The sequence below is a fragment of the Pseudoalteromonas sp. S3785 genome (genome assembly GCF_005887365.1).
Classification (GTDB): Bacteria; Pseudomonadota; Gammaproteobacteria; order Enterobacterales; family Alteromonadaceae; genus Pseudoalteromonas.
In genome coordinates, this window is sequence record NZ_PNCT01000041.1 from 24,134 (window position 1) to 43,748 (window position 19,615).

The following is a 19,615-nucleotide window of genomic DNA, read 5'->3' on the forward strand; positions in this document are numbered from 1 at the left end:
ATTAAAATATATCTAGGCACTAAGGGTGTGTTGACCTTTGCGGATTGAAATTTGTTCAAACTAGGGGCAATTAAATCGTGGCGTTAGGTTTGTAACCTAGTGAGATAAGTAAAAGCCCCCTCGTTAATCAATCACCATTAGGCTGCGGTACTCATCGTAGGCAAATTGGTCGGTCATGCCACTTATGTAATCTTGAATTAGCCTACAGCGGTAGTAAAACTCGTAAGCGGCAAAGTGGTCGGGCTCTTCTTGCATGGCATCTATAGCGTGCTGATAACTATTTAAGTGCTTTTTAGAGAGCTTTTTAACCAAACGCGATTCGATTAATAAGCGTGAGTCGCCATTGAGTGCGCGTTTAAAGTCGTCGCTGTTAAGTTGCAGCAGTGGCTTATAACAGTCGAGCAGGCCATTAATTATGCGGTAGCCTTGCAGTTCTAGTTTTTCTACCTCTTTGTTAGAAAACACATGTTTAAGCGCCACTTGTTTTAAGGTTTTAGTAACTGCATGCAAGTGGCTGCTATCTTCTAGCAGGGCTTGGTTAAAGTCGCCGTGGTAAATAGGTTCAATGTGCTCTATAAAACGCTTGGCGGCGTGATTAACAAGCGGGTGTAGCAAGGCTACTCGCAGGTATATAAAAAATTCGCTGTTAAAATTATAAGGCTGTGCATTAGCGCGCTCTAGTGCGTAATCTACCGCTTTATCTACAAAGTTTAGGTGTTCGGTGTCGTCAATGGTTAGGTTTATTAGGGCTTTTTTATATTCACTTTTTAACTGCTGGCAAAGCAGCTCGGTGGTTATTATATCTTTTTCTACGGCGTCTTCTATGTCGGCTAGGCAGTACGAAATATCGTCGGCTGCTTCCATAATATAACTGGCCGGGTGGCGGCAGTATGGCTCTATAACCAGCTCGTTTTGTAGTGCCTCTACAAAGGTTTTTTCACTGTAGTAGTAACCTACTTTTTTCATTAAGTAGTTTTTATTTTGCGGTATGTCTTTTGGGTTTAAGCCTGCAGGGCGGGTGTATTTTAAAATGCCTGCGCTTTGGCAATAGGTTAAGTTTAAGCCCAGCAGTGAATGAATGATACGTATGCCTTGGGCATTGCCTTCAAAGTTACAAATATCGTGCGCTAAGTGTTTAAAAATAACCCCTATGCCGGTATTTTGCTCTTGGCAGCGCGCAGGTGTAACGCTTGCTAGGTTGTTATTAAACCAGTGGTTTATGGCGGCTTCACCAAAGTGCCCAAAGGGTGGGTTGCCAATGTCGTGCATAAGGCAGGCCATTTCTACCAAGCTTTCGAGCGGGCGTTCTAGCCCTTTTAAACCAAACTCGGTTTGCTGATCAAAACTTAAATTAGCAAAAATGCGCTGCACTATAAAACGCCCTACTTGTTGTACTTCAAGCGAGTGGGTTAAGCGCGAGCGCACCGCGGCGTTACGCTCTAGCGGAAAAACCTGGGTTTTTTGCTGTAGGCGGCGAATAGCAGCACTGTTAATTATGCGCCCGCGGTCGCTTTCCATTGCCATTTGCAGATTTGCGGTGGTGCGATACATGCGCGCTGGGGTTATTTTTTTACTAAAGTCGATAGTCATCTGAATCCTTGCTAAGTGGTGACGACTGGCAAAGTAAATGCGCGTTGTCATTCGTTTTAAACACTTGCTTGTTAATATATACATCTAGGCGAGTTAGGTACAGGTGTGTGTATCATTTAAGGCTTAGCAATTGTATTATAAAGCTATATTTTTCAGTATTTAACGCATTTTAATGTAGGCGAGTATTTGTAATGAAGTATGTATTTTTAAAGGCGATGATGTTGGCTCTTTTAGTGTTAACCAGCCACGTGGCTTATGCGGCAAAAGAGCAAACCGTTGTACTTATATCAATAGATGGCATGCGTTGGGATTACATAGAAAAACACGGCGCACCTAATTTAAAAGCCATGGCTGCTAAAGGTGTACGCGCGCAAAAGCTAATGCCTGTTTATCCCACAAAAACATTCCCTAATCATATTTCTATTATTACTGGGTTGTTGCCGGTGAACCATGGCATTGTAGATAATAAATTTTGTGATAAAGCGCGTAAAAACCAGTGTTACAGCATGGGTAAAGCGCAAAACGACAGCACCTGGGTCAACGGTATTCCACTTTGGAATTTAGCTAAAATGCAGGGCTTAAAGTCGGCTACTTATTTTTGGCCAGAGTCGGATGCGCGCTTTAACGGTATGACGCCCGATTATTATTTTCATTACTCTAAATACAGTGAGTACCAAGGCCGTGTAGATCAAATAATTCAATGGCTAAGCTTACCTAAAGCGCAGCGCCCGCGTTTTGTGGCAAGTTATTTTTCGCTTGTTGATAGCATGGGCCACGAATTTGGGCCCGATGCGCCGCAAACACGCGATGCAGTTAAGCAACTGGATGAACTAATGGGCCAATTGCAGGCGCGTTTAAGTAAATTAGAGCAAGATATTAACCTTGTTATTGTGTCTGATCACGGTATGGCGCATGTGGACCCTGAGCAAAGTATTGATATTACAACCCTGCCTAAAAGCGATAACTTTATTATTAAAAATACGGGGCCGCGTTTACTTATTTATGCAAAACCTGGGGTAACGAGCGAGCAAATTGCAACTTACAAACAAGCATTACAGCACGCAGCAAACGGCCGATATACGGTGTTAAATGACCATCAATTAGCGGCTTATCATTACAATAAAGGCACGCGTGTAGGCGATATTGTTGCGCAAACGAATGCCCCTGCGGTGTTTACTAATGAGGGCAAAGCAATGTACTTAGGTACACATGGCTATGCTTATACCGACGATATGGCAGCCACGTTAATTGCGATAGGGCCTGCGTTTAAACAAGGGCTAAGCCTCGAAAAAGTAAATAACCTTGATATTTACCCAGTGATTGCAAAGGTAATGGGGCTTAAGCTATTAAATAAAATAGATGGCGACGGTAAAACTCTTATGCCAGCTATTAAGCAAAAAATAGTGGTGCATTAGCGCCACTTTTTCCATCCTCAAAATAGATCACTTAATTAAGCGTATTGGTATCGCTGATTGTGCTGCTAAATCCGTGTTCGTCACTGTTAAGCGTTAAAGTAAAGTTATGCCTATCGCAAATTGCTTTTACGGTAGCAAGGCCTAAGCCAAATCCGTCTTTCTGCCGTGCAATATCGCTTCTGTAAAAACGCTTAGTAAGTTGACTTAATTGCTGTTTATTAACCCCTTTACCATTGTCGCTAATAGTAATGCTATTTTGTAATAGAGTAATCGTTATAGTGGCGCCGTTTCCTGCGTATTTAATGGCGTTTTGCAGCAGGTTATAACACGCTTGAAACACTAGGTTTTTGTCGCCTTCAATTATAAGGTTGTGGTTTTTAAGTAGCGTTATTTGCTGCTGATTTTGCTCTGCTGTGGGCTCTAGTATTTCTATTATGTCGTTAATTAAAGGCACTGCGTGTACAGGCTCTAATTTTAGCGGAAACTGCCCATGCTCTAAACGAGTAAGCTTTAACATAGCGTCAAAGGTGTGCAGTACGTTCTCTAGTTGCTCTATTGCAAGCCCTAGGCTTGGTTGTTTTAACGCTTCTTGCTCAAGCATTAAACGTAAACGCGTTAGCGGGGTTTTTAAATCGTGCGCTATGTTGTCGGTTATACCTTGCACAAGGGCAAAGTTTTCTTCAATGCTTTGCAGCATGGTATTAATGTGTTTAGCGAGGGTTACAAATTCGTCGCCTTTTTGTTTGTGTACAACGCGCGCCGATAAATCGCCTTTTTGCACTTGCTCTGCCACATTGTTAAAGTAATTTACACGTTGTAAATGGCGCCTAGCAAAAATATACCCAAATACACACGTAACTATAAGGCTGAGTATGCAAGCCCATATTGCAATTGTTTTAAACTCGGTAATTAAGCGGCTTAAATGCTCGGTTGGCGTGGCAATAACCACGGTGCCATGCTGAGTTTTAACTAAACCTGTGGTAAGTAATCTAATTTGCTCGCGTTGCGTATCTAATACCGGAAACTCCACCGTTTGAGGTAGTTGAGGTATATCGTTTGGCAAAAAGCTTAAACCTTGGCTTTGTTCGTTATCGTTTTGCCAAAACATTAAAATGCCACCTTCGTTTTTAAATACGTTAAGTTGTTTAAAAAACGAGGCTTTATCAAATTTATTGGCAAGCCCTTGTATTCTTACTTGCTCTGCATTTAAACGCCTGTCTACTTGGCGCGTTTGCTCACCAAGTAATAATTGATAAATAAGCACAATACACAGCACCAGCACCACCGAGGTAATTGTGGCAAAGGCAAGCGTTAAGCGCCACACCGAGCTTACACGGGGGTTAAATTGCCACCATAGCGATTTATTGTTCATTGTGCTGCACTTTTTGTAACCGATACCCCACGCCCCGTATAGTTTGTATTTCTACGGTGGCATGGTGCTGCATAAGTTTTTTACGAAGCCTGGCTATGTGTACATCTATTACGTTGGTACCGGGGTCAAAATTATATTCCCACACCGATTCAAACAATAACGTGCGTGTAACTAGCTTGTCTTTATGATCTAGCAAAAAGTGTAATAGTTTAAATTCTTTAGGTTGAAGAGTGAGTGTATTGCCGTTTACCTGCGCCTTGTGGTGGCGATAATCTAAGCATACGTTTTCAAACTCTAAGGTGGTGTTTTGCTCGCTTGCAGGCGAAGGCCTGTTTATCAGTTTTTCTACACGTATGGCCAGCTCAGAAAACGCAAATGGCTTTGTTAGGTAGTCGTCGCCGCCCGCTTTTAAACCAGCTACTCGTTCATCTACTTTATCTAATGCAGAAAGAATAAGTACCGGGGTACGCTTGCCGGTGGCCCTAAGTGCGGCCAATACTTGTAGTCCATCAAGTTTAGGTAACATACGGTCGAGTATTATTATGTCGTGCTCTTCGCAGGTGGCCATAAGCAGTGCTTGCTGGCCGTCTTCGGCGGTGTCTACGGTGTAGCCTTGCTCGTTAAATGCTTTGTATAAAAACTCACGGTTTTGTTTGTCGTCTTCTACTAGCAGCAGCTTCATTAATTACCCCAACGCAGTAAAGGCAGGTTTTTACCTGTGGCTAAATCTATGGCTTTTTTATGCCGACCTTTCGCTGTAATAAAGGTGGCAACAAGGTAGGTTATGCCTATGTCTTGCTCTAATTGCGACTCAATTAAGTAATAAGGCGGCGCAGGGCTTAATTGCTTAACTAGCTGATACATTTGGTAATTTTTTTTCTTCATTAGTTTGGCTGCAGCTACTTCGTCTTCTTCGTCAAGTTCGGGTTGTTCATACTCTTGCTCAATAACCAGCCCTTGGGCATTAACAATTAACTCAATAAAACGGTTATTGTTTAAATCAAACAGCGTAACTTCGTAAACGGTAATGCCTTTTTCAAACTCAAGTTCAAACTCTACAATAATGCCTTGGCTTGCAAAGCTTTTTTCTATTTTTGCTAAAATTTGCTGTGCAGAAGGGGCGTTAGCTTGGCTGAGCTTATTAAAAATAGCCGAGCTATTAGCGTGGCAAAATGCGCTCGCAAACAGGGTTACAGTTAATAAAATATATTTCATAAATAGGCTCTTGTGGCTTGAACGTTATTTTATGCGTTAGTTTATCAAATAAACAAACAACTCTGTTTAACTTTAATAGGGCTTGTTACCGTAAAAGGTAACAAGCCCTTTGCAAAGTTAAGCGTAACTATTGTAGTTAATCGTCTAATACGCAGGCTCTTACCTGGTTAGCACTCACCCATTGGCACTCAAGATCTACATACTGGCCGTTAAATTGTGCTAACGAGCTATCTTCGCTCACATAACCCCATATTGATGCTTGGCCATTGTTATTTAACGCTACATCGCCTTTTAGGTCTATGGTGTTGTTGTCATCCTCAATGTCTACTTCGCTGACTAGGGCTTGCTCAGCGGTATAGGTGCCTTCGAGTTCTAACCATTGGCCGTCTAATGTGGCTGCGGTTAAACCATCTTCGTATTGTGTTTGATTGGTTAATGTAAAGTTTTGGCCGTTAATTGTGGCTGTGTTATTGGCATAGCTAACAAGCCCCGATACAGAAAATGTATAGTGCGAGGTACTTGGCGCTGTATTAGTGTCTTCAAATTCAATGCTTGTGGCCAATAATTTGCCATTACTTTGCTGCCATTGGCCGTCTATTTCTACCTGTTGGCCTGTGACTAAATTAGCGGCGGTGCCATCTTCGTATTGGGTTTGCTCGTTTAGTGTTACTTGCCACTGAGTATTAATTGTTATAAGTGTTTGGGTATTATTTACAAAGGTAATAACGCCTTCAAGCTCTGTGTATGTGTTATCGCTAAACGCAGGGGCTTGCTCAGCATCTACCTCACTGGCAATAACGTGTTGTTCATTAAATATGCCTTCTACTTCTACAAATTGGCCATTATTGAGCGCGCCTTCAACGTCGGCTTGTTGATAATTAATAAGCAAGTCACCTAAATTAAATGTGCCAGCTTGTGCATTTAAGTGAGTAATGCTGCCTTTTAGTTCAAGCTCTTCTTGTGGATTATTTACAGGCGCTTGGTAGGTCACTGTAATGCTATTGGTTGAGTCGCTGTAGCCGCTAATTTCAAGAAGGTCGCCTTGCGACAGGCCTGCGCTTTGCACGTTGTTTAGTTTCGTACCTGCTATGGTTAATGTATCGCCATCAATATTTACAGGGCCTATTAATAAGGGCTCGTACTCAATTTCGGTGGCTTGCGAGCCATTTGTTTCAACTTCTAGGTACATGCCTGTTTGAATATCGGATAGGCTGGCGTTAGTGCCATCTATTTCTATCTCTGCGCTACTTGCTGGAATAATATGGTTATTAATAGTAATTGCATTGTCGCTTACCTCTGACACTTGGCCAATGATAACACTTGGAAAATTACTCACCTCAGAAATGGCATCTGTGTTTTCATCACTTGAGCTGCTTCCGCAGGCGCTTAAAGCAAGTGAAATAGCAGATAACGAAATGAATTTAACGGTTGTGTCTAATGGTGATTTAATCATAGCTTACTCCTTGTTTTTGATATGGAATAAGTGTACCTAAGCAAGGTTATTTTTAAGGTGGACGCAAGATTAAATTTTGTTAATGTTTGGGGTAAACAAAAAAGAGCGCCAGGGCGCTCTAAAGGGAAAAAATACAAACGGTTAAACTAATTTAGGTTATTTAAAATTAGCAATGCTTGTTTTAGTGTCGGTCACGGTGCGAATAGCATATGCTTGGCCAGTTACACCAAAGGCTAGGCCATTTACACTCCAATTAGGATTTGAGAAGTAATCGTATTGGGTTGCGCTGCCGTAAACGTGCGGGTAAGCCATAATGCTGGCAAATTCGTTTTGCACACCGTGGCCCATACCATCAACATATACTCCACCTGAGGTATCACCTTGTTTGCGTGAGTGCGCTAAACCTTGGTTATGACCCAGCTCGTGCACAAACGTAGTAGCACCACAATCAATAGCCGTAATCGAGTACATACGGTCGCTCATTGAGCTGTATAAATTACCGTTAGTGCCTTGGCCAACCCATGCTAAACCACACGAAATTAAACCATTGCCCGCACTTTGACCGGTACCCAGCACGGCTACCATATCGGCTTTCCAGCTAGTGCGTAAACCATCTACATAGCTGCTGTTTGTTACTGCATCTAACCAGTCTTCAGACGGTGTAATGGCATAATCGCCAAGGTTTTCTGTGCCCGCTAAACGCAGTGTAATATCGACCCCATTTTGGCTATAAACTTGGTTACTAAAGGCGATCAGCTGGTTTATTTTAGTGTTTATATTACTTGTTGCTGCGGCCGATTGGTCGGTATATAAAATACCAATATCAATCGTTACTGCCTGTGCTGCACTTGTTGCAAATAGTGCGCTGGCAATGGCTGCTGTAGTGATTAGTTTTTTCATTTTTATATTTCCTTACTTATGTAGTGGTTGGAAGTTTTACTGCTGATTGATTTAGTTGGGTTACTGCATGTTGGGTTGTTCGGTTTTTTTGGGGGCAAACATATCTATGGTTTTATCTGTTTTTGGCGTGGGTGCATCTACGTGATGCTCTATGTGGCTTTTGTATAAGTCGCGTTTTGCTGCAATCCAGCCATATTTACCTTTGCTTTCAAAAACGTAATTGCCGCTAGGTGCGGTAAATTGTCCATAAATTGCGTCGTTTCCTACGGTCATAACTGTGGTGTGGAGTTGCCCATTGGCACCTATTACTTGGCCAAATATGCTTTTATCGCCATTACTAGCCTCAGATAACGAGGTGATTTCGGCGCTGTAGGTTTCGGCGGTTTGTGGGATTGAAATATCAAATGAGTCGCCAGTTTCGAGCGCTTGCAATGTGTTTAGGTCAAACTCTATGTAAGCTTCGTTGTTTAAATCGCTTGGCAGCACCTTGGCGTTGGTAAGTACCTCTTTGGCTTTTTCAGATACCTTATTAATGGCTTCAAACTGGCTGCTTTGTGCTGGCTCATTAATTGTTTGAGGCTGTACGTTAACAGGATCTTTGCTCATATCTATAGGCTGAGGTGCTTTTTTATTGGCTGCAAATTTAGAGTCAACGGGCACTATATCTACTGCAACAGGGGCTGATACCTGCTGTACTTTTTCGGTATTAAATAGCAGCTTATAAATAGCAAAAGCAGATAGTCCAAAGGCAACAATTATTAAAAGAGCGCGTTTCATTTGTTTCTCTTATGGGGTTTTTGGTTAACTAATTGTTATGTTTTATATCATATGAAGAATTAGATCAAGTTGGGGTGTGTAGTATTAAAGTGCTGGTTTTACTTTTTGTAAATGATTGTAAATAAACAATTTACCTGTTTTAGGTTTTAAATTTTTTACTTTACAGGATGAGTTTTGCTAGGGTTTTAGCGAGGTATAGACGGACGCTAAAAAATATATTTATTTTTAATCTGGCAATTAAGTGTGTTCACTTTATAGGTAAAAAAATTTTTAAAATAATGAATATTTTTCACGCTTAATAGCGCAAACGCTAATTGCAAAGCGTAAATAGGCAACGTATGTTGTGAGCATAAAAATCTGAATTTAAGAGGGATTTTATGGCGTTTTCTGATCAGCTACTTAATCGTGCAACTGCAGGATTAGTGGCTGTTATTATAGGTTTTTTCAAGCTCTATTGCGCTTATTTATCAAGTTGTTATTACCCTTGGCGGCACACCCGACTTAGTGGCAAGCTGGCTTTTAATGTTAGGGCTGGTAATGGGCATAACCACCATTGGGCTATCGTATTATTATAAAGTGCCGGTTTTAATTGCGTGGTCTACCACTGGGGCGGCTTTACTTATCTCAAGCGCAAAAGGCTACCATTTAAATGAAGCCGTTGGTGCATTTATGTTTGCCGCTACATTGGTTTTTGTATCGGGGATTACGGGTTGGTTTGAAAAAATAATGAACAGAATACCAAGCGAGCTTGCCTGTGCCATGCTAGCAGGCGTGTTGGTCACTTTTGGTATAGATGTATTTAATTTTATGAATGAGCTACCACTGGTTATTGGCTTAATGGTGCTTATGTATTTTTTAGGAAAACGCTTTTTTGCGCGTTTTGCCATGCTAAGTGTTTTAGTTGCAGGTGTAATACTGGCGTGGCAAATGGGGCATATTGATACGGGTGCTATCCACTGGAAACTAAGTGAGTTTACATACATAACGCCGCATTTTAATTTGCAAGCGTGCATAAGTATTGGCCTGCCACTTTATATAGTGACTATGACCTCTCAAAACTTACCGGGTATTGCTGTATTAAAGGCTCATAATTATAAAGCGCCTATCTCAGCCACGCTCAATGTAACCGGTTTTATTAATATTTTAACAGCTCCATTTGGTACGTACTCTATTAATTTAGCGGCCATTACCGCTGCTATTTGTATGAGCGATGAGGCCGATAAAAGCGCTGATAAACGCTATTGGGCAAGTATAGCTGCAGGGGTTTTTTATATTGTTATGGCACTATGCGCGGCAACGCTCGTTGGCTTAGTGGCAAGTTTACCGCAGGCATTAATTTTGGCTTTAGCGGGGATTGCGTTGTTTGGCACCATTGCTAATAGTTTGCAACAAGCGTTAAGTTCAGCCCAATATACCGAGGCCGCAATAGTGACGTTTTTGGTAACCGCATCTGATTTAACCATGCTCTCGGTGGGTTCTGCGTTTTGGGGAATTATTGCTGGGGTGTGTACGTTGATGATCACTCGTAAAGGTTAAAGCAAAGCGTCTGAAAATGGGTTTTATTAGGTTAATGCAAGATATTAGTCACTTCTCTAAAAGCGGAGCGCCTCTAAACCTCTTTGTGATTAATTGATTTTTTTAATACAAAAATGCACAAAGAGAAGGGATGAAGGAGTAAATGAGCAGGCAAAATATACCACCACAGAGAACACCGAGGCGCTTCGCGCTACACAGAGTTGAAAAATATTGATTAGTCACTGCTCCTGCTCTTCTCCTTCACTTCTCGGTGGTGAGTTAATTACTTTATAACCCTTAAAAGCGTATTGCACAAAGAGAAGGGATGGAGGAGTAAATGAGAAATGAAAATTGTAGGTGCGAAGCTTGCTCGCGTGAAATTGGCTATGGCAGTTAATAAATGCTTACCTGCGCATTAAAAAAGCGGTGTTAAAATTAACACCGCTTTTTTAGGTTTAGACAATAAAAATGTGTTTAAAGCATTGGTTTTAGCACATCATATAAAGCGTTGATGTGATCGTCTCTGTCATTTAATGCGGCTATGTAACGGTATTTTTCGCCACCTGCGTTTTCAAAAATTTCGCGGTTCTCTTCTTCAAGTTCTTCGAGTGTTTCTAGGCAATCGGCGCTAAAAGCAGGGCTTAAAATTGCTATATCGGTAATGTTTTCATCAGGGAGCGATGCAAGCGTGGCGTCGGTGTATGGCTTTAACCATTCGGCTTTACCAAAGCGGCTTTGAAATGTGCTAATGGCTTTGTCTTTATCAAGGCCAAGTTTTTCCATCACCAAGCGCGTGGTTTGTAAACATAGGCAGTGGTATGGATCGCCTCTATCTAAAAACAGTTTAGGCATACCGTGGTATGAAAAAACGAGTTTTTGTGGCATGCCGTTTTTTTCTAAATCTTCGCTTATGCTGCTTGCTAATGAGTCTATGTAAGTGGTGTTTTTGTGATAACCATTTACAAAATGGAGCTCTGGTACCCAGCGCCACTTTTGTAACACTCTTGATACGGCATCAAATGTTGAGCCGGTTGTCGGGCTTGAATATTGTGGGTAAAGCGGTAATACAATAATGCGCGTAAGGCCTTTGTCGCGCAGCTGCTCAAGACCTGCTTCTATTGATGGGTTACCATAACGCATGGCCATTACAACCTCGGTATTGGTATAACCTTGCTCTTTTAATAGCGCGTTTAGTTTGTCGCGTTGCAGGCGGGTAATATGCGTAAGCGGCGAGCCGTTTTCGGTCCAAATACTTTTGTACAGTTTTGCTGAGCGCTTAGGGCGAATACGCAAGATTATACCGTGAAGTATTATCATCCACACTAAACGTGGTATTTCTACAATACGGGGGTCTGATAAAAACTCACGTAAGTAGGTACGCAGTGCTGCCGGGGTAGGCGCGTCTGGACTACCTAAATTGGTGAGTAAAATGCCTGTTTTTTGATTAAAACGCCCGTCGTGGGGATTGTCAGTAACAGCAGAAAATCGCGACACGGTATGCTCCTTAAAGCAATGTGATACTAATACTTAATCATTTTGCGGGGCTAAACGGGTCGCTATCAGCGTTAAAAAATTCTCATTTAGTACAACTAAATAGCGAGTTTTTTGTCTAGCTATCAACACGTTTTCCCACCCTCAAAATAAATCACTTAATTAAGCGGGTTGGTATTAAACAGTTTAAAAAATATACCCAAATCAATAGGTATCTGTTTGAGTTAGTTTAGCTTATATACGGCCATTGTAACGAAAAAAAGCACAGTTTAGATCAATCATTTAGCGCTTTTTACCATTATTCTAAATGGGGTTGGTTTTTTGGTTTCTAGTTGTTGTAGTTTTCCGATGGATTTTTTACCAAACACGTGGCCTTTAGGTAATAGCATTATACCGCTGTGGCTGTGCAACGTGTGGCCTAAAATCATATTGGCTTTTAGCTCTTTAGCGCTGCATATCATAATTGAACCGGCATTATTAAGCTGCTCGTTTAATTTGCTATGGCTTGCTTCAAGCGCGCGCACAATTTTAGGGTGGTAAAAGGTGCCGCTGTACATTTTTACGGTTTCGAGGGCATCGCTGTGACGCTCTTTATCGGTAGAACCTTGGCTTTGCTCAAATGCGTTCCAATAATCGCGAGCCACGCTAAGTACCATGGCGCCAATGGGTATATCGTTCCCAGCTAGCCCCTTTGGTAAGCCGTTACCATTGAATCGTTCATATTGATGGTAAATTGCATCGGATACATCGTGTAAGTGAATAGCAGGCATAAGCATTAATTGTGCGGTGCTAGGGTGAGTATAAAAAGCTTTGCGCTGTTGCTCGCTCAGCCGGCTTACTGGCTTTTTATAAAGCTCTGGGTCCATGGCAAGCAAGCCGATTTGTGCTAAGTAACCCGCCATAGGGGCTAAATCTATACTTTTTTGCGATAGGTTTAAATACAGCGCTATTTGCGTGCACGTGTCGGCAATTTTTTGTGCTCTGTTGCCATCTAAATAAGGGTTAGCATTTATAAAGTTATAAAGCAGCTCTACGGTGGCTTTATGTTCGTTTTTTTCGCGCTCGTTGGCTTCTTCTAGTTGCTTAAGCACCTGTTTAATTTGCTTTGTGCGTTTGTCTACTCGCTGCTCTAATGAATTATTTAGTTCCAGAAGTTCTTTGTTTTGTTGCTTTACTTGCAGCTCAAGCTGTTTGTTTTGCTTTTTTAACTGAAATTTCTCGATGCTATCGTTAATGCTGCGCAGCAGCATATTGTTTTGCCATGGCTTTTGTATGTAGCCGTTAATTTGCGCAAGGTTAACAGCGGCTAAAGTGGTTTCTATTTCGGCGTAACCTGTTAATAAAATACGTTGTGTTTCGGGGGCTTTGTTACGAGCCTGCTCTAAAAATTGCGCGCCGTTCATGGTGGGCATTTTCATGTCGCTAATGATTAAGCTAAATTCGTGGCTGCTTAAAAGCTCAAGCGCTTGCACTGGGCTTTTGCAGGTTATAAAACTAAAGTTATTATTTTTTAATAAAGAGGTTAGAGAGCGCAGAACAATTTCGTCGTCATCAACACAAAGTACGTCTACGGCAGTGATTGAATGTGCAGGATCTGCTGGTTGGGTCATAGTGCTACCTTCTAAAATAATAAGCATAGTCTAAAAATTGCTTCTAGTTTGCATAAATACGTATGGCAAACTAAACGTTATACATGGATGCATATTTATGGAGCGAATAGGATGAGCACGGTAACCAAGGACTATAAACAGGCTTTTTTAGATGAGCAACGAAAGCGCCTAGCTGCAGAACAACTGCTTGAAGATAAAAGCCAACTGTTAGTTGTGTTAAATAGCGAACTTAATAAAAATGCTGCTGAGCTCTCTTTGTATCAGCAAATGTTTGTTCAGGCCGACAAAATGGCAAGCGTGGGGGATTTGTCGTGCAGTATAGCGCACGAAATAAATAATCCGCTCTCGTATGTAATTAGTAATATAGAAAGCCTGCAATATATTAGCCCTCTTTTATCTAAATCCCTTCACTATAACGAGCAGTTTTTAACTGGCCAATTAAATGCTGGGCAATATAAAAACGTATTAGCTGATTTAAAAAAGCAATACGAACATGCATGGAACGTTCATGAAATTTACTCTCAATTAAGCGAAAGCCTAGATGGTTTAAAGCGCATAAAGCAAACCGTACACAATTTATTAAATCTTAGCCAATTTACATACTCACATAATAAGCAATATTTAGATGTGAGTGAGGTTGCATGCTCTGCTTTAGAGGTACTACAAGGACAGCTTAAATACTGTGAAATAAAAACCAATTTTGAGCAATTACCGCTCATTTGGGGAGAGTTATCGTCAATTCACCAAATTTTTGTAGAGTTGTTATTAAATGCGCAACAAGCGTGCGCGCATGACCTAGAAAAAGGGAGCATTATTGAGCTAAGCGTAACGCAGCAAAATGAAGGTGTATGTATAAAAGTGAAAGATAACGGTTGTGGAATGGACGAAAATACTCAAATGCATCTGTTTAAGCCTTTTTTTAGTACAAAAAATACAGCACATTCGTTAGGAATAGGAATGACAGTTGTTAACTTTATTTTGCAAGATCATGGCGGAAAAATAGAAGTTAGCAGTACTTTAGGAACAGGTACTACCATTTGTTGTTGGTTACCTGTAAAAAAAGAAGAAAGCGCAATAAACCCATTGTAAATAAAGTGTTAATAAAACCGGTAAGTGAAATTAAATTCCCAAATTGAATGTGTTTTGAACAAGTTTAAGTGTTATTTTGTGGTTTTTACAATTTTTTGCATAGTTAGACCTATTACTTAGTTTTTTTCATTTCTTTTTATTTGCATATGTTGCTAGGATGTTCTACAAGCGATGCGTTACATCGCAATAACAAATATTAAAGAACACACTAAACAGGGTCGTCACTATGTCAACATATCGTTTAAATTCATTAGCTGCAGCTGTTGCGTTTGCCGTAAGCGCACCAAGCATTGTAAGCGCCCAAGAAGCACCTTTAGAGGCTGCACAAAATATCGAACAAATATCTGTATTAGGGTCGCGTGTATCTAACCGCACCTCTACTGAGTCTTCGTCACCTATCGATTTAATAGACGCTGATGATTTAAACAAAGGTGGCTTTACAGAGCTAGGGCAGAGCCTGCAGGCAACGGCTCCATCGTTTAACTTTTCTCGTACACAAGTGTCTGATGGCTCAGATTTATTTAGACCTGCCACGCTGCGCGGCTTACAGCCTGATCAAACGTTAGTGTTGGTAAACGGTAAGCGCCGCCATAATCAATCTATTTTTGGCCTTAATGGCACGGTAGGTGCGGGTGCTGCGGGTACCGATATGAACGCGATTCCGCTTACTGCACTTAAAGGCGTAGAAGTATTGCGCGATGGCGCAGCAGCGCAGTACGGCTCAGATGCAATTGCCGGCGTAATTAACTTATCACTTAATAATTCAACGGGTGTAACAACCGGTTACGTACAATACGGTGGCACCAGTGAGGGCGATGGCGACACGCTTTCTGCAGGTTTAAACCGTGGTTTTGATTTAGGTAACGAAGGCGGTTTTATTAACTTATCGCTTGAGTATCGTGATGCCGATGGTACAAACAGAGCTGAGCGCGATACGGGTGGTTCGTTAAACGTTGAACCAGGCACCCTAAGTGAAGATGTGCGTTGGGGCCAAGGTAATTCAGAAAGCGAATTTACCTCGTTGTTTTATAATATGGCGCTGCCAGTGGGTGAAAGCGAATTGTATTCATTTGGTGGCTATTCTGAGCGCACTGCGCTGGGTAACGGCTTTTACCGTAACTATAACGAAGCGTCTAAAAATGTAACGCAAGTATATAGCGATGGCTTTTTACCTCGCATTTATAACGAAGCTGAAGATATTTCAGTAGCGGTTGGTTTTAGAGGCGACATAACCCCAGATTGGGGATACGATGTATCGGCAGTGTATGGTGAAAACCAATACGACTTTACTTCACGCAATACGTTAAATGCCTCTTATGCGGCAGAGTATGTGTTTAATAACCCAGATGCAAGCGATGCCGACATAGCCGCAAATGCAGGGCCAACCGGTGGCTACTCGGGTGGTTTTAGGTTTGACCAAACAACGGTTAATGCAGATTTTAACGGCATAGTAGATATTGGCCGAAGTGAGCCTTTGTATATCACCTTGGGTGCAGAATACCGTAAAGAAAACTACGAAATAGTACCAGGCGATGAAGCGTCGTACGCATGTGGCCTTGCAAATATGGATACTTCGTACCCATCGGTTAACGATCCGGATCAATTTGCTCAATGTGGCTTTCAGGCTTATAACGGTCTGCGCCCAGAGGCGGCTAACAAGAGCGATCGCAACAGTTACGCGTTTTACGTAGATGTAGAAACGATGATCACTGATGCATGGAACGTAAGTGGTGCGCTACGCTATGAAGACTTTTCAGATGCAGGCGATGACTTAATTGGTAAATTAGCAACGCGTTATGAATTTAACGATAACTTTGCAGTGCGTGGTGCAGTATCTACCGGTTTTAGAGCGCCATCGCTGCAGCAAAGTGGCTATACTGCATTTACGACTAACCTAGGTTCAGATGGCACACTTACACAGTCGTTTACTGCAAATACGGGAACAGCTTTTCCAAGTGCATTGGGTGTAGATAGCCTAGAGCTTGAAACATCAACTAACTACAGCGCAGGTTTTGTTTACGATGTGACTAGCGAGCTGTCGTTAACGGTTGATTTTTACCGTGTAGAAATTAAAGACCGTATCACGCTTGGTAGTTTACTATCAGCTGATGATGTTGCCTTTAGCGATGAAGCTGTAGCCGCTTTACAAGCAACAGGCGCAGTGCAGGCTAACTACTTTTCAAACTCTGTAGATTCAACTACACAAGGTGTTGATATTATTGCCTCTTACCGTACTGATGTAGAGGGCGGGAACTTTGGTATCACCTTTGCGGGTAACCTAAACGACACTAAAATAGATAACGTAAACGCAGAAGAGGGTATTCCTGAGTCAGTGGCATTTGATGATTTACAACGTAGCTTTTTTACCGACGGTCAGCCAAGTGAGCGTGCTACCCTTACCTTTGACTACGAGCGTGATGCGTATGAAACAACGCTTCGTTTTAACTACTTTGGCGAAACAGACGTTAAGTACTTTGGTAACGACCACATCCCTTTACCAGGGGAGCTTTCGCCTACGGGGTCGTTTAAACCAACAAGTACAGTTGAATCGGCTGTGTTAGTTGATGTAAATGTAAGCTACCAAATTAACGAAATATTTAATTTATCAGTAGGTGCCGACAACGTATTTGATGAAACACCGGATGAGTTAGGTGACGACGAAGTACTTAACTTTATAACTAACGGTGCATTTAAATACCCTGTGCGTGCATTGCCTTATGGCTTTGACGGGCGTACTTACTATGCAAAAGTAAGCTTTGAATTTTAATTATTTGAGCTAAACCTATTTAACCTGAATTGCTGCTAGAGATAGATTTATTATCCAGAATTCAGTTTACTACTAAGCGCAGTTACTTACTGCGCTTTTTTAATGCTTATTTATTATGAAAAGAGCGTTAAAACACTTGCAAGGTTGAAAATTAGGCATACAATCGCCACTTCTTAAGGTTCTTATTGTTATAAATAATTTGGAAATAAAATGGCTAAAAAATCGAAAACCAAAGCCGCAAATAATAGTGCGGTAGAGACCGGGCGAGGTGTTATTAATCATAATGCGCTAGCGGCGTTAGTAACTTCTAAAGTGTTTAAACCACAAGTAGTAAAAGCTAAAAAAGGAAAAGGCTCGTATAAACGCACTAGCAAACACGTAAGACGAGAGTCTTATTTAATCGCGGCTTAAATAGCACCGATCAAATAAGACTTTTAACTGCCTACTTTTTGCCAAGCATACGCGTAAGCGTGTTGTCTTTATCAATAATATGGTGTTTTAAAGCGCCCACAATGTGTAAACCTAATGCCACTAATAGCGCATTTGCTGTAATACCGTGAAGGGCTCTGCCAAGCCTTGGTTAAAAGCGAGGCTTTTTTGTGGGTTTTCTGGGTTGGGGTTGTGCGGTATAAGCTCAAGCCCGAACACCTCCACGCCGTGACCACCAAAGCCCGACATAATCAGCCCCGAAATAGGCATAAGTAACATGCTTATTATAAGAACGTAATGCACAATTTTAGCTAACACTTGCTCATAATTTGGATGTTCAACATCGTGCTTTGGCCAACCATTTATAATGCGCCATGTTACTCTTAGTAACGCAAAAGCAAGTAGTATTACGCCAAATGATTTGTGCCAACTCATTAGAAAAAACGCTTTAAAGTTTTCGATATACAGGCCTGAGCCCAATAACCCAATAATTAAAATAGCGACAATCCAATGCAGGCTTATAGTGGTTTTACTTAATGTACGTGGTGTATCTTTTGTTAGTTTCATTGTGGTTAGTCCTAACTTAAAAAGTGGCCCTTAGTCGCGTTACAGTTGAATAATCAACATTAATGCGGCTAGCTTAAACAATAGAAGGTTAAAGTAGGGTTAACGACACTTATTTTTGAGTTTAAAAAGGGATAACCCGCAACGCGTGGTTCAGCGCAATGTTTGTTGCTTAAATAATGTATTTCATAATGAGAATAAATGAGCAATTGAGAAGTGAAAGTGGTAGGCGCGAAGCTTGATCGCGTAAGATGCAAGTTACTTGTCTAAAAGCGGAGTGGCTTTTTACCTCTTTGTGAATGCGTTGGTTTAATTAACGCGCTACCGCTCGTCACGCCCGCGAGCTGCGCGGCTACAAGGTAATTTACCTCGGAGTTAATTTTGTAGGCAGGCGTAGGGGGTTGTGATGTGAGCTTTGCCGCATTTAATACTCAAAGGCTGCCTCTTTTAAATTATTGGCGATGGTTTGAGAGGGATTTTCGCCGAATAATTGCGTGTAGTCTTTAGTGAATTGCCCTGCATGCCAAAATCCCCAATTGGCTGCTATAACGGATATAGGCTTGGTTTGGCCAACCGTTTTAAGTGCTCGCCTTACGTTATTTAAACGGGTTAAACGCAAAAACTTAAGTGGGTTAATACCTAATATGCTTTCGAAACTGTATTGCAATGTACGCCTACTAACAAAAGTAAGCTCACAAAGTTCGGTTATGGTAATTGTTTTTTGGGGATTGGCTGCCACGTACTCTTTTACTTTATCGACCACCGCTTTACGGTGTTTGTAACTTGGGGCAATGCTTTGCTGCGGGTTATCGGCTTGTAATAAGTGTAGTGCTAGCATATTAAGCATATCTTGTTGAGATTCTGGTTTTAGCCCAAAGCCAGTGCCAGTCGCCATAGTATTAATTATTTGTCTTGCTGTTTTAAGTGATGAGTCGCTTACCGACAAACGAGCAGATTGTGCAGATAAAAGGTTTTTAATTGTAACGCCCTGTAACTGCGCCATATATTCAATTGAATGCCAGTTAATAACCAAACCGTAAATATCAAATTGCTCAGGGGTAATTAGTTCAAAGTCGCTATTGCTTGTGCGGCACATAAACTGATTGCTTGCCACATTAAGACCATTAATTTTACTTTGCTGAGACTGACTCGGTATACCCAGCCAAATAGAGTTAGGTGCTATGTTGCATTGTTGTCGCAGCGCGCGTTCGGTGTACTCTTTAAACGCATGGATACCGCTGTAGTTAACGCCTTCTATGCAACCAAAAAATCCGCCCTCGCTTACTTGGTCATACTTTTGCTGCCATTGAGTAAGGTTATGTGCTTGCTCGTCAATATCGTGGGTGAATACCTTGCTCTTTTGTGGTGCATAGTTGCTGCCTTGCTGCGCCATATCGGTGATGCTCTTTTAAAGTAAATAAAATTTAG

16 protein-coding genes and 1 pseudogene are annotated in these 19,615 nt (G+C 41.5%); 5 read left to right on the forward strand and 12 right to left on the reverse strand.

The genetic code is table 11. The features are described from left to right. Positions 1–123: 123 nt before the first annotated feature. Positions 124–1,590, reverse strand: coding sequence for a dGTPase (gene dgt / locus CWC17_RS11300; protein ID WP_138612938.1), 1,467 nt, complete (start codon positions 1,588–1,590; stop codon positions 124–126). 191 nt (positions 1,591–1,781) lie between these two features. On the opposite strand from dgt, the gene CWC17_RS11305 reads away from it, so the two are divergent. Continuing rightward, complete coding sequence (locus CWC17_RS11305; RefSeq protein WP_138612939.1) at positions 1,782–3,005, forward strand: alkaline phosphatase family protein; 1,224 nt, start codon at positions 1,782–1,784, stop codon at positions 3,003–3,005. Between the two features lie 31 nt (positions 3,006–3,036). On the opposite strand, the gene CWC17_RS11310 is transcribed toward CWC17_RS11305, so the two are convergent. From CWC17_RS11310 to CWC17_RS11335, 6 genes are all read right to left on the reverse strand, one after another. Next, positions 3,037–4,377, reverse strand: coding sequence for a sensor histidine kinase (locus tag CWC17_RS11310; RefSeq protein ID WP_138542617.1), 1,341 nt, complete (start codon positions 4,375–4,377; stop codon positions 3,037–3,039). After that, a complete protein-coding gene (locus tag CWC17_RS11315) occupies positions 4,367–5,059 on the reverse strand; it encodes a response regulator transcription factor (RefSeq protein ID WP_138612940.1) in 693 nt (230 codons plus the stop codon). The genes CWC17_RS11310 and CWC17_RS11315 overlap by 11 nt, the downstream gene beginning before the upstream one ends. Next, the gene (locus tag CWC17_RS11320; protein WP_138612941.1) at positions 5,059–5,592 is read right to left on the reverse strand and encodes a PepSY domain-containing protein; all 534 of its coding nucleotides are present in this window, start codon (positions 5,590–5,592) and stop codon (positions 5,059–5,061) included. The genes CWC17_RS11315 and CWC17_RS11320 overlap by 1 nt, the downstream gene beginning before the upstream one ends. A gap of 136 nt (positions 5,593–5,728) precedes the next feature. Continuing rightward, complete coding sequence (locus tag CWC17_RS11325; RefSeq protein ID WP_138612942.1) at positions 5,729–7,045, reverse strand: DUF5666 domain-containing protein; 1,317 nt, start codon at positions 7,043–7,045, stop codon at positions 5,729–5,731. A gap of 156 nt (positions 7,046–7,201) precedes the next feature. After that, positions 7,202–7,945: a zinc-dependent metalloprotease family protein gene (locus CWC17_RS11330; protein WP_055016617.1), complete on the reverse strand. Its 744-nt coding sequence runs from the start codon at positions 7,943–7,945 to the stop codon at positions 7,202–7,204. Positions 7,946–8,005: 60 nt separating this feature from the next. Beyond that, positions 8,006–8,722, reverse strand: coding sequence for a protease inhibitor BamI-like protein (locus tag CWC17_RS11335; protein WP_138542613.1), 717 nt, complete (start codon positions 8,720–8,722; stop codon positions 8,006–8,008). A 377-nt stretch (positions 8,723–9,099) separates the two neighbouring features. Between CWC17_RS11335 and CWC17_RS11340 the strand changes: the two are divergent. Then, positions 9,100–10,258: pseudogene (locus CWC17_RS11340) on the forward strand (benzoate/H(+) symporter BenE family transporter). Between the two features lie 453 nt (positions 10,259–10,711). Here the strand turns inward: CWC17_RS11340 and hemH are convergent. Both hemH and nosR read right to left on the reverse strand, forming a co-directional pair. Then, a complete protein-coding gene (hemH, locus tag CWC17_RS11345; RefSeq protein WP_055016883.1) occupies positions 10,712–11,731 on the reverse strand; it encodes a ferrochelatase in 1,020 nt (339 codons plus the stop codon). A 275-nt stretch (positions 11,732–12,006) separates the two neighbouring features. Next, positions 12,007–13,338, reverse strand: a complete 1,332-nt coding sequence (nosR, locus tag CWC17_RS11350) for a response regulator c-di-GMP phosphodiesterase, NosR family (RefSeq protein ID WP_138612943.1) — start codon at positions 13,336–13,338, stop codon at positions 12,007–12,009. Positions 13,339–13,449: 111 nt separating this feature from the next. Here nosR and CWC17_RS11355 point away from each other — a divergent pair, with 111 nt between their 5' ends. The 3 genes from CWC17_RS11355 (at position 13,450) to arfA (ending at position 17,605) form a co-directional block, all read left to right on the forward strand. Beyond that, positions 13,450–14,427 (forward strand): sensor histidine kinase, encoded by a 978-nt coding sequence (locus tag CWC17_RS11355; RefSeq protein ID WP_138612944.1) that lies wholly within the window; start codon positions 13,450–13,452, stop codon positions 14,425–14,427. Positions 14,428–14,653: 226 nt separating this feature from the next. Beyond that, a complete protein-coding gene (locus CWC17_RS11360) occupies positions 14,654–17,194 on the forward strand; it encodes a TonB-dependent receptor plug domain-containing protein (RefSeq protein WP_138612945.1) in 2,541 nt (846 codons plus the stop codon). A 210-nt stretch (positions 17,195–17,404) separates the two neighbouring features. Beyond that, on the forward strand, positions 17,405–17,605 hold the full coding sequence (arfA, locus tag CWC17_RS11365; protein ID WP_055016886.1) for an alternative ribosome rescue factor ArfA: 201 nt from the start codon (positions 17,405–17,407) through the stop codon (positions 17,603–17,605). A gap of 31 nt (positions 17,606–17,636) precedes the next feature. Here the strand turns inward: arfA and CWC17_RS19760 are convergent, their stop codons facing one another. The 3 genes from CWC17_RS19760 to CWC17_RS11375 all read right to left on the reverse strand — a co-directional run bounded on the left by CWC17_RS19760 (position 17,637) and on the right by CWC17_RS11375 (position 19,580). Beyond that, positions 17,637–17,726, reverse strand: coding sequence for a hypothetical protein (locus tag CWC17_RS19760; protein WP_283956920.1), 90 nt, complete (start codon positions 17,724–17,726; stop codon positions 17,637–17,639). After that, positions 17,726–18,190, reverse strand: a complete 465-nt coding sequence (locus CWC17_RS11370; protein WP_283956921.1) for a cytochrome b — start codon at positions 18,188–18,190, stop codon at positions 17,726–17,728. Before CWC17_RS11370 ends, CWC17_RS19760 begins: the two co-directional genes overlap by 1 nt. 421 nt (positions 18,191–18,611) lie before the next feature. After that, a complete protein-coding gene (locus tag CWC17_RS11375) occupies positions 18,612–19,580 on the reverse strand; it encodes a helix-turn-helix domain-containing protein (protein WP_138612946.1) in 969 nt (322 codons plus the stop codon). Between the last annotated feature and the right edge of the window lie 35 nt (positions 19,581–19,615).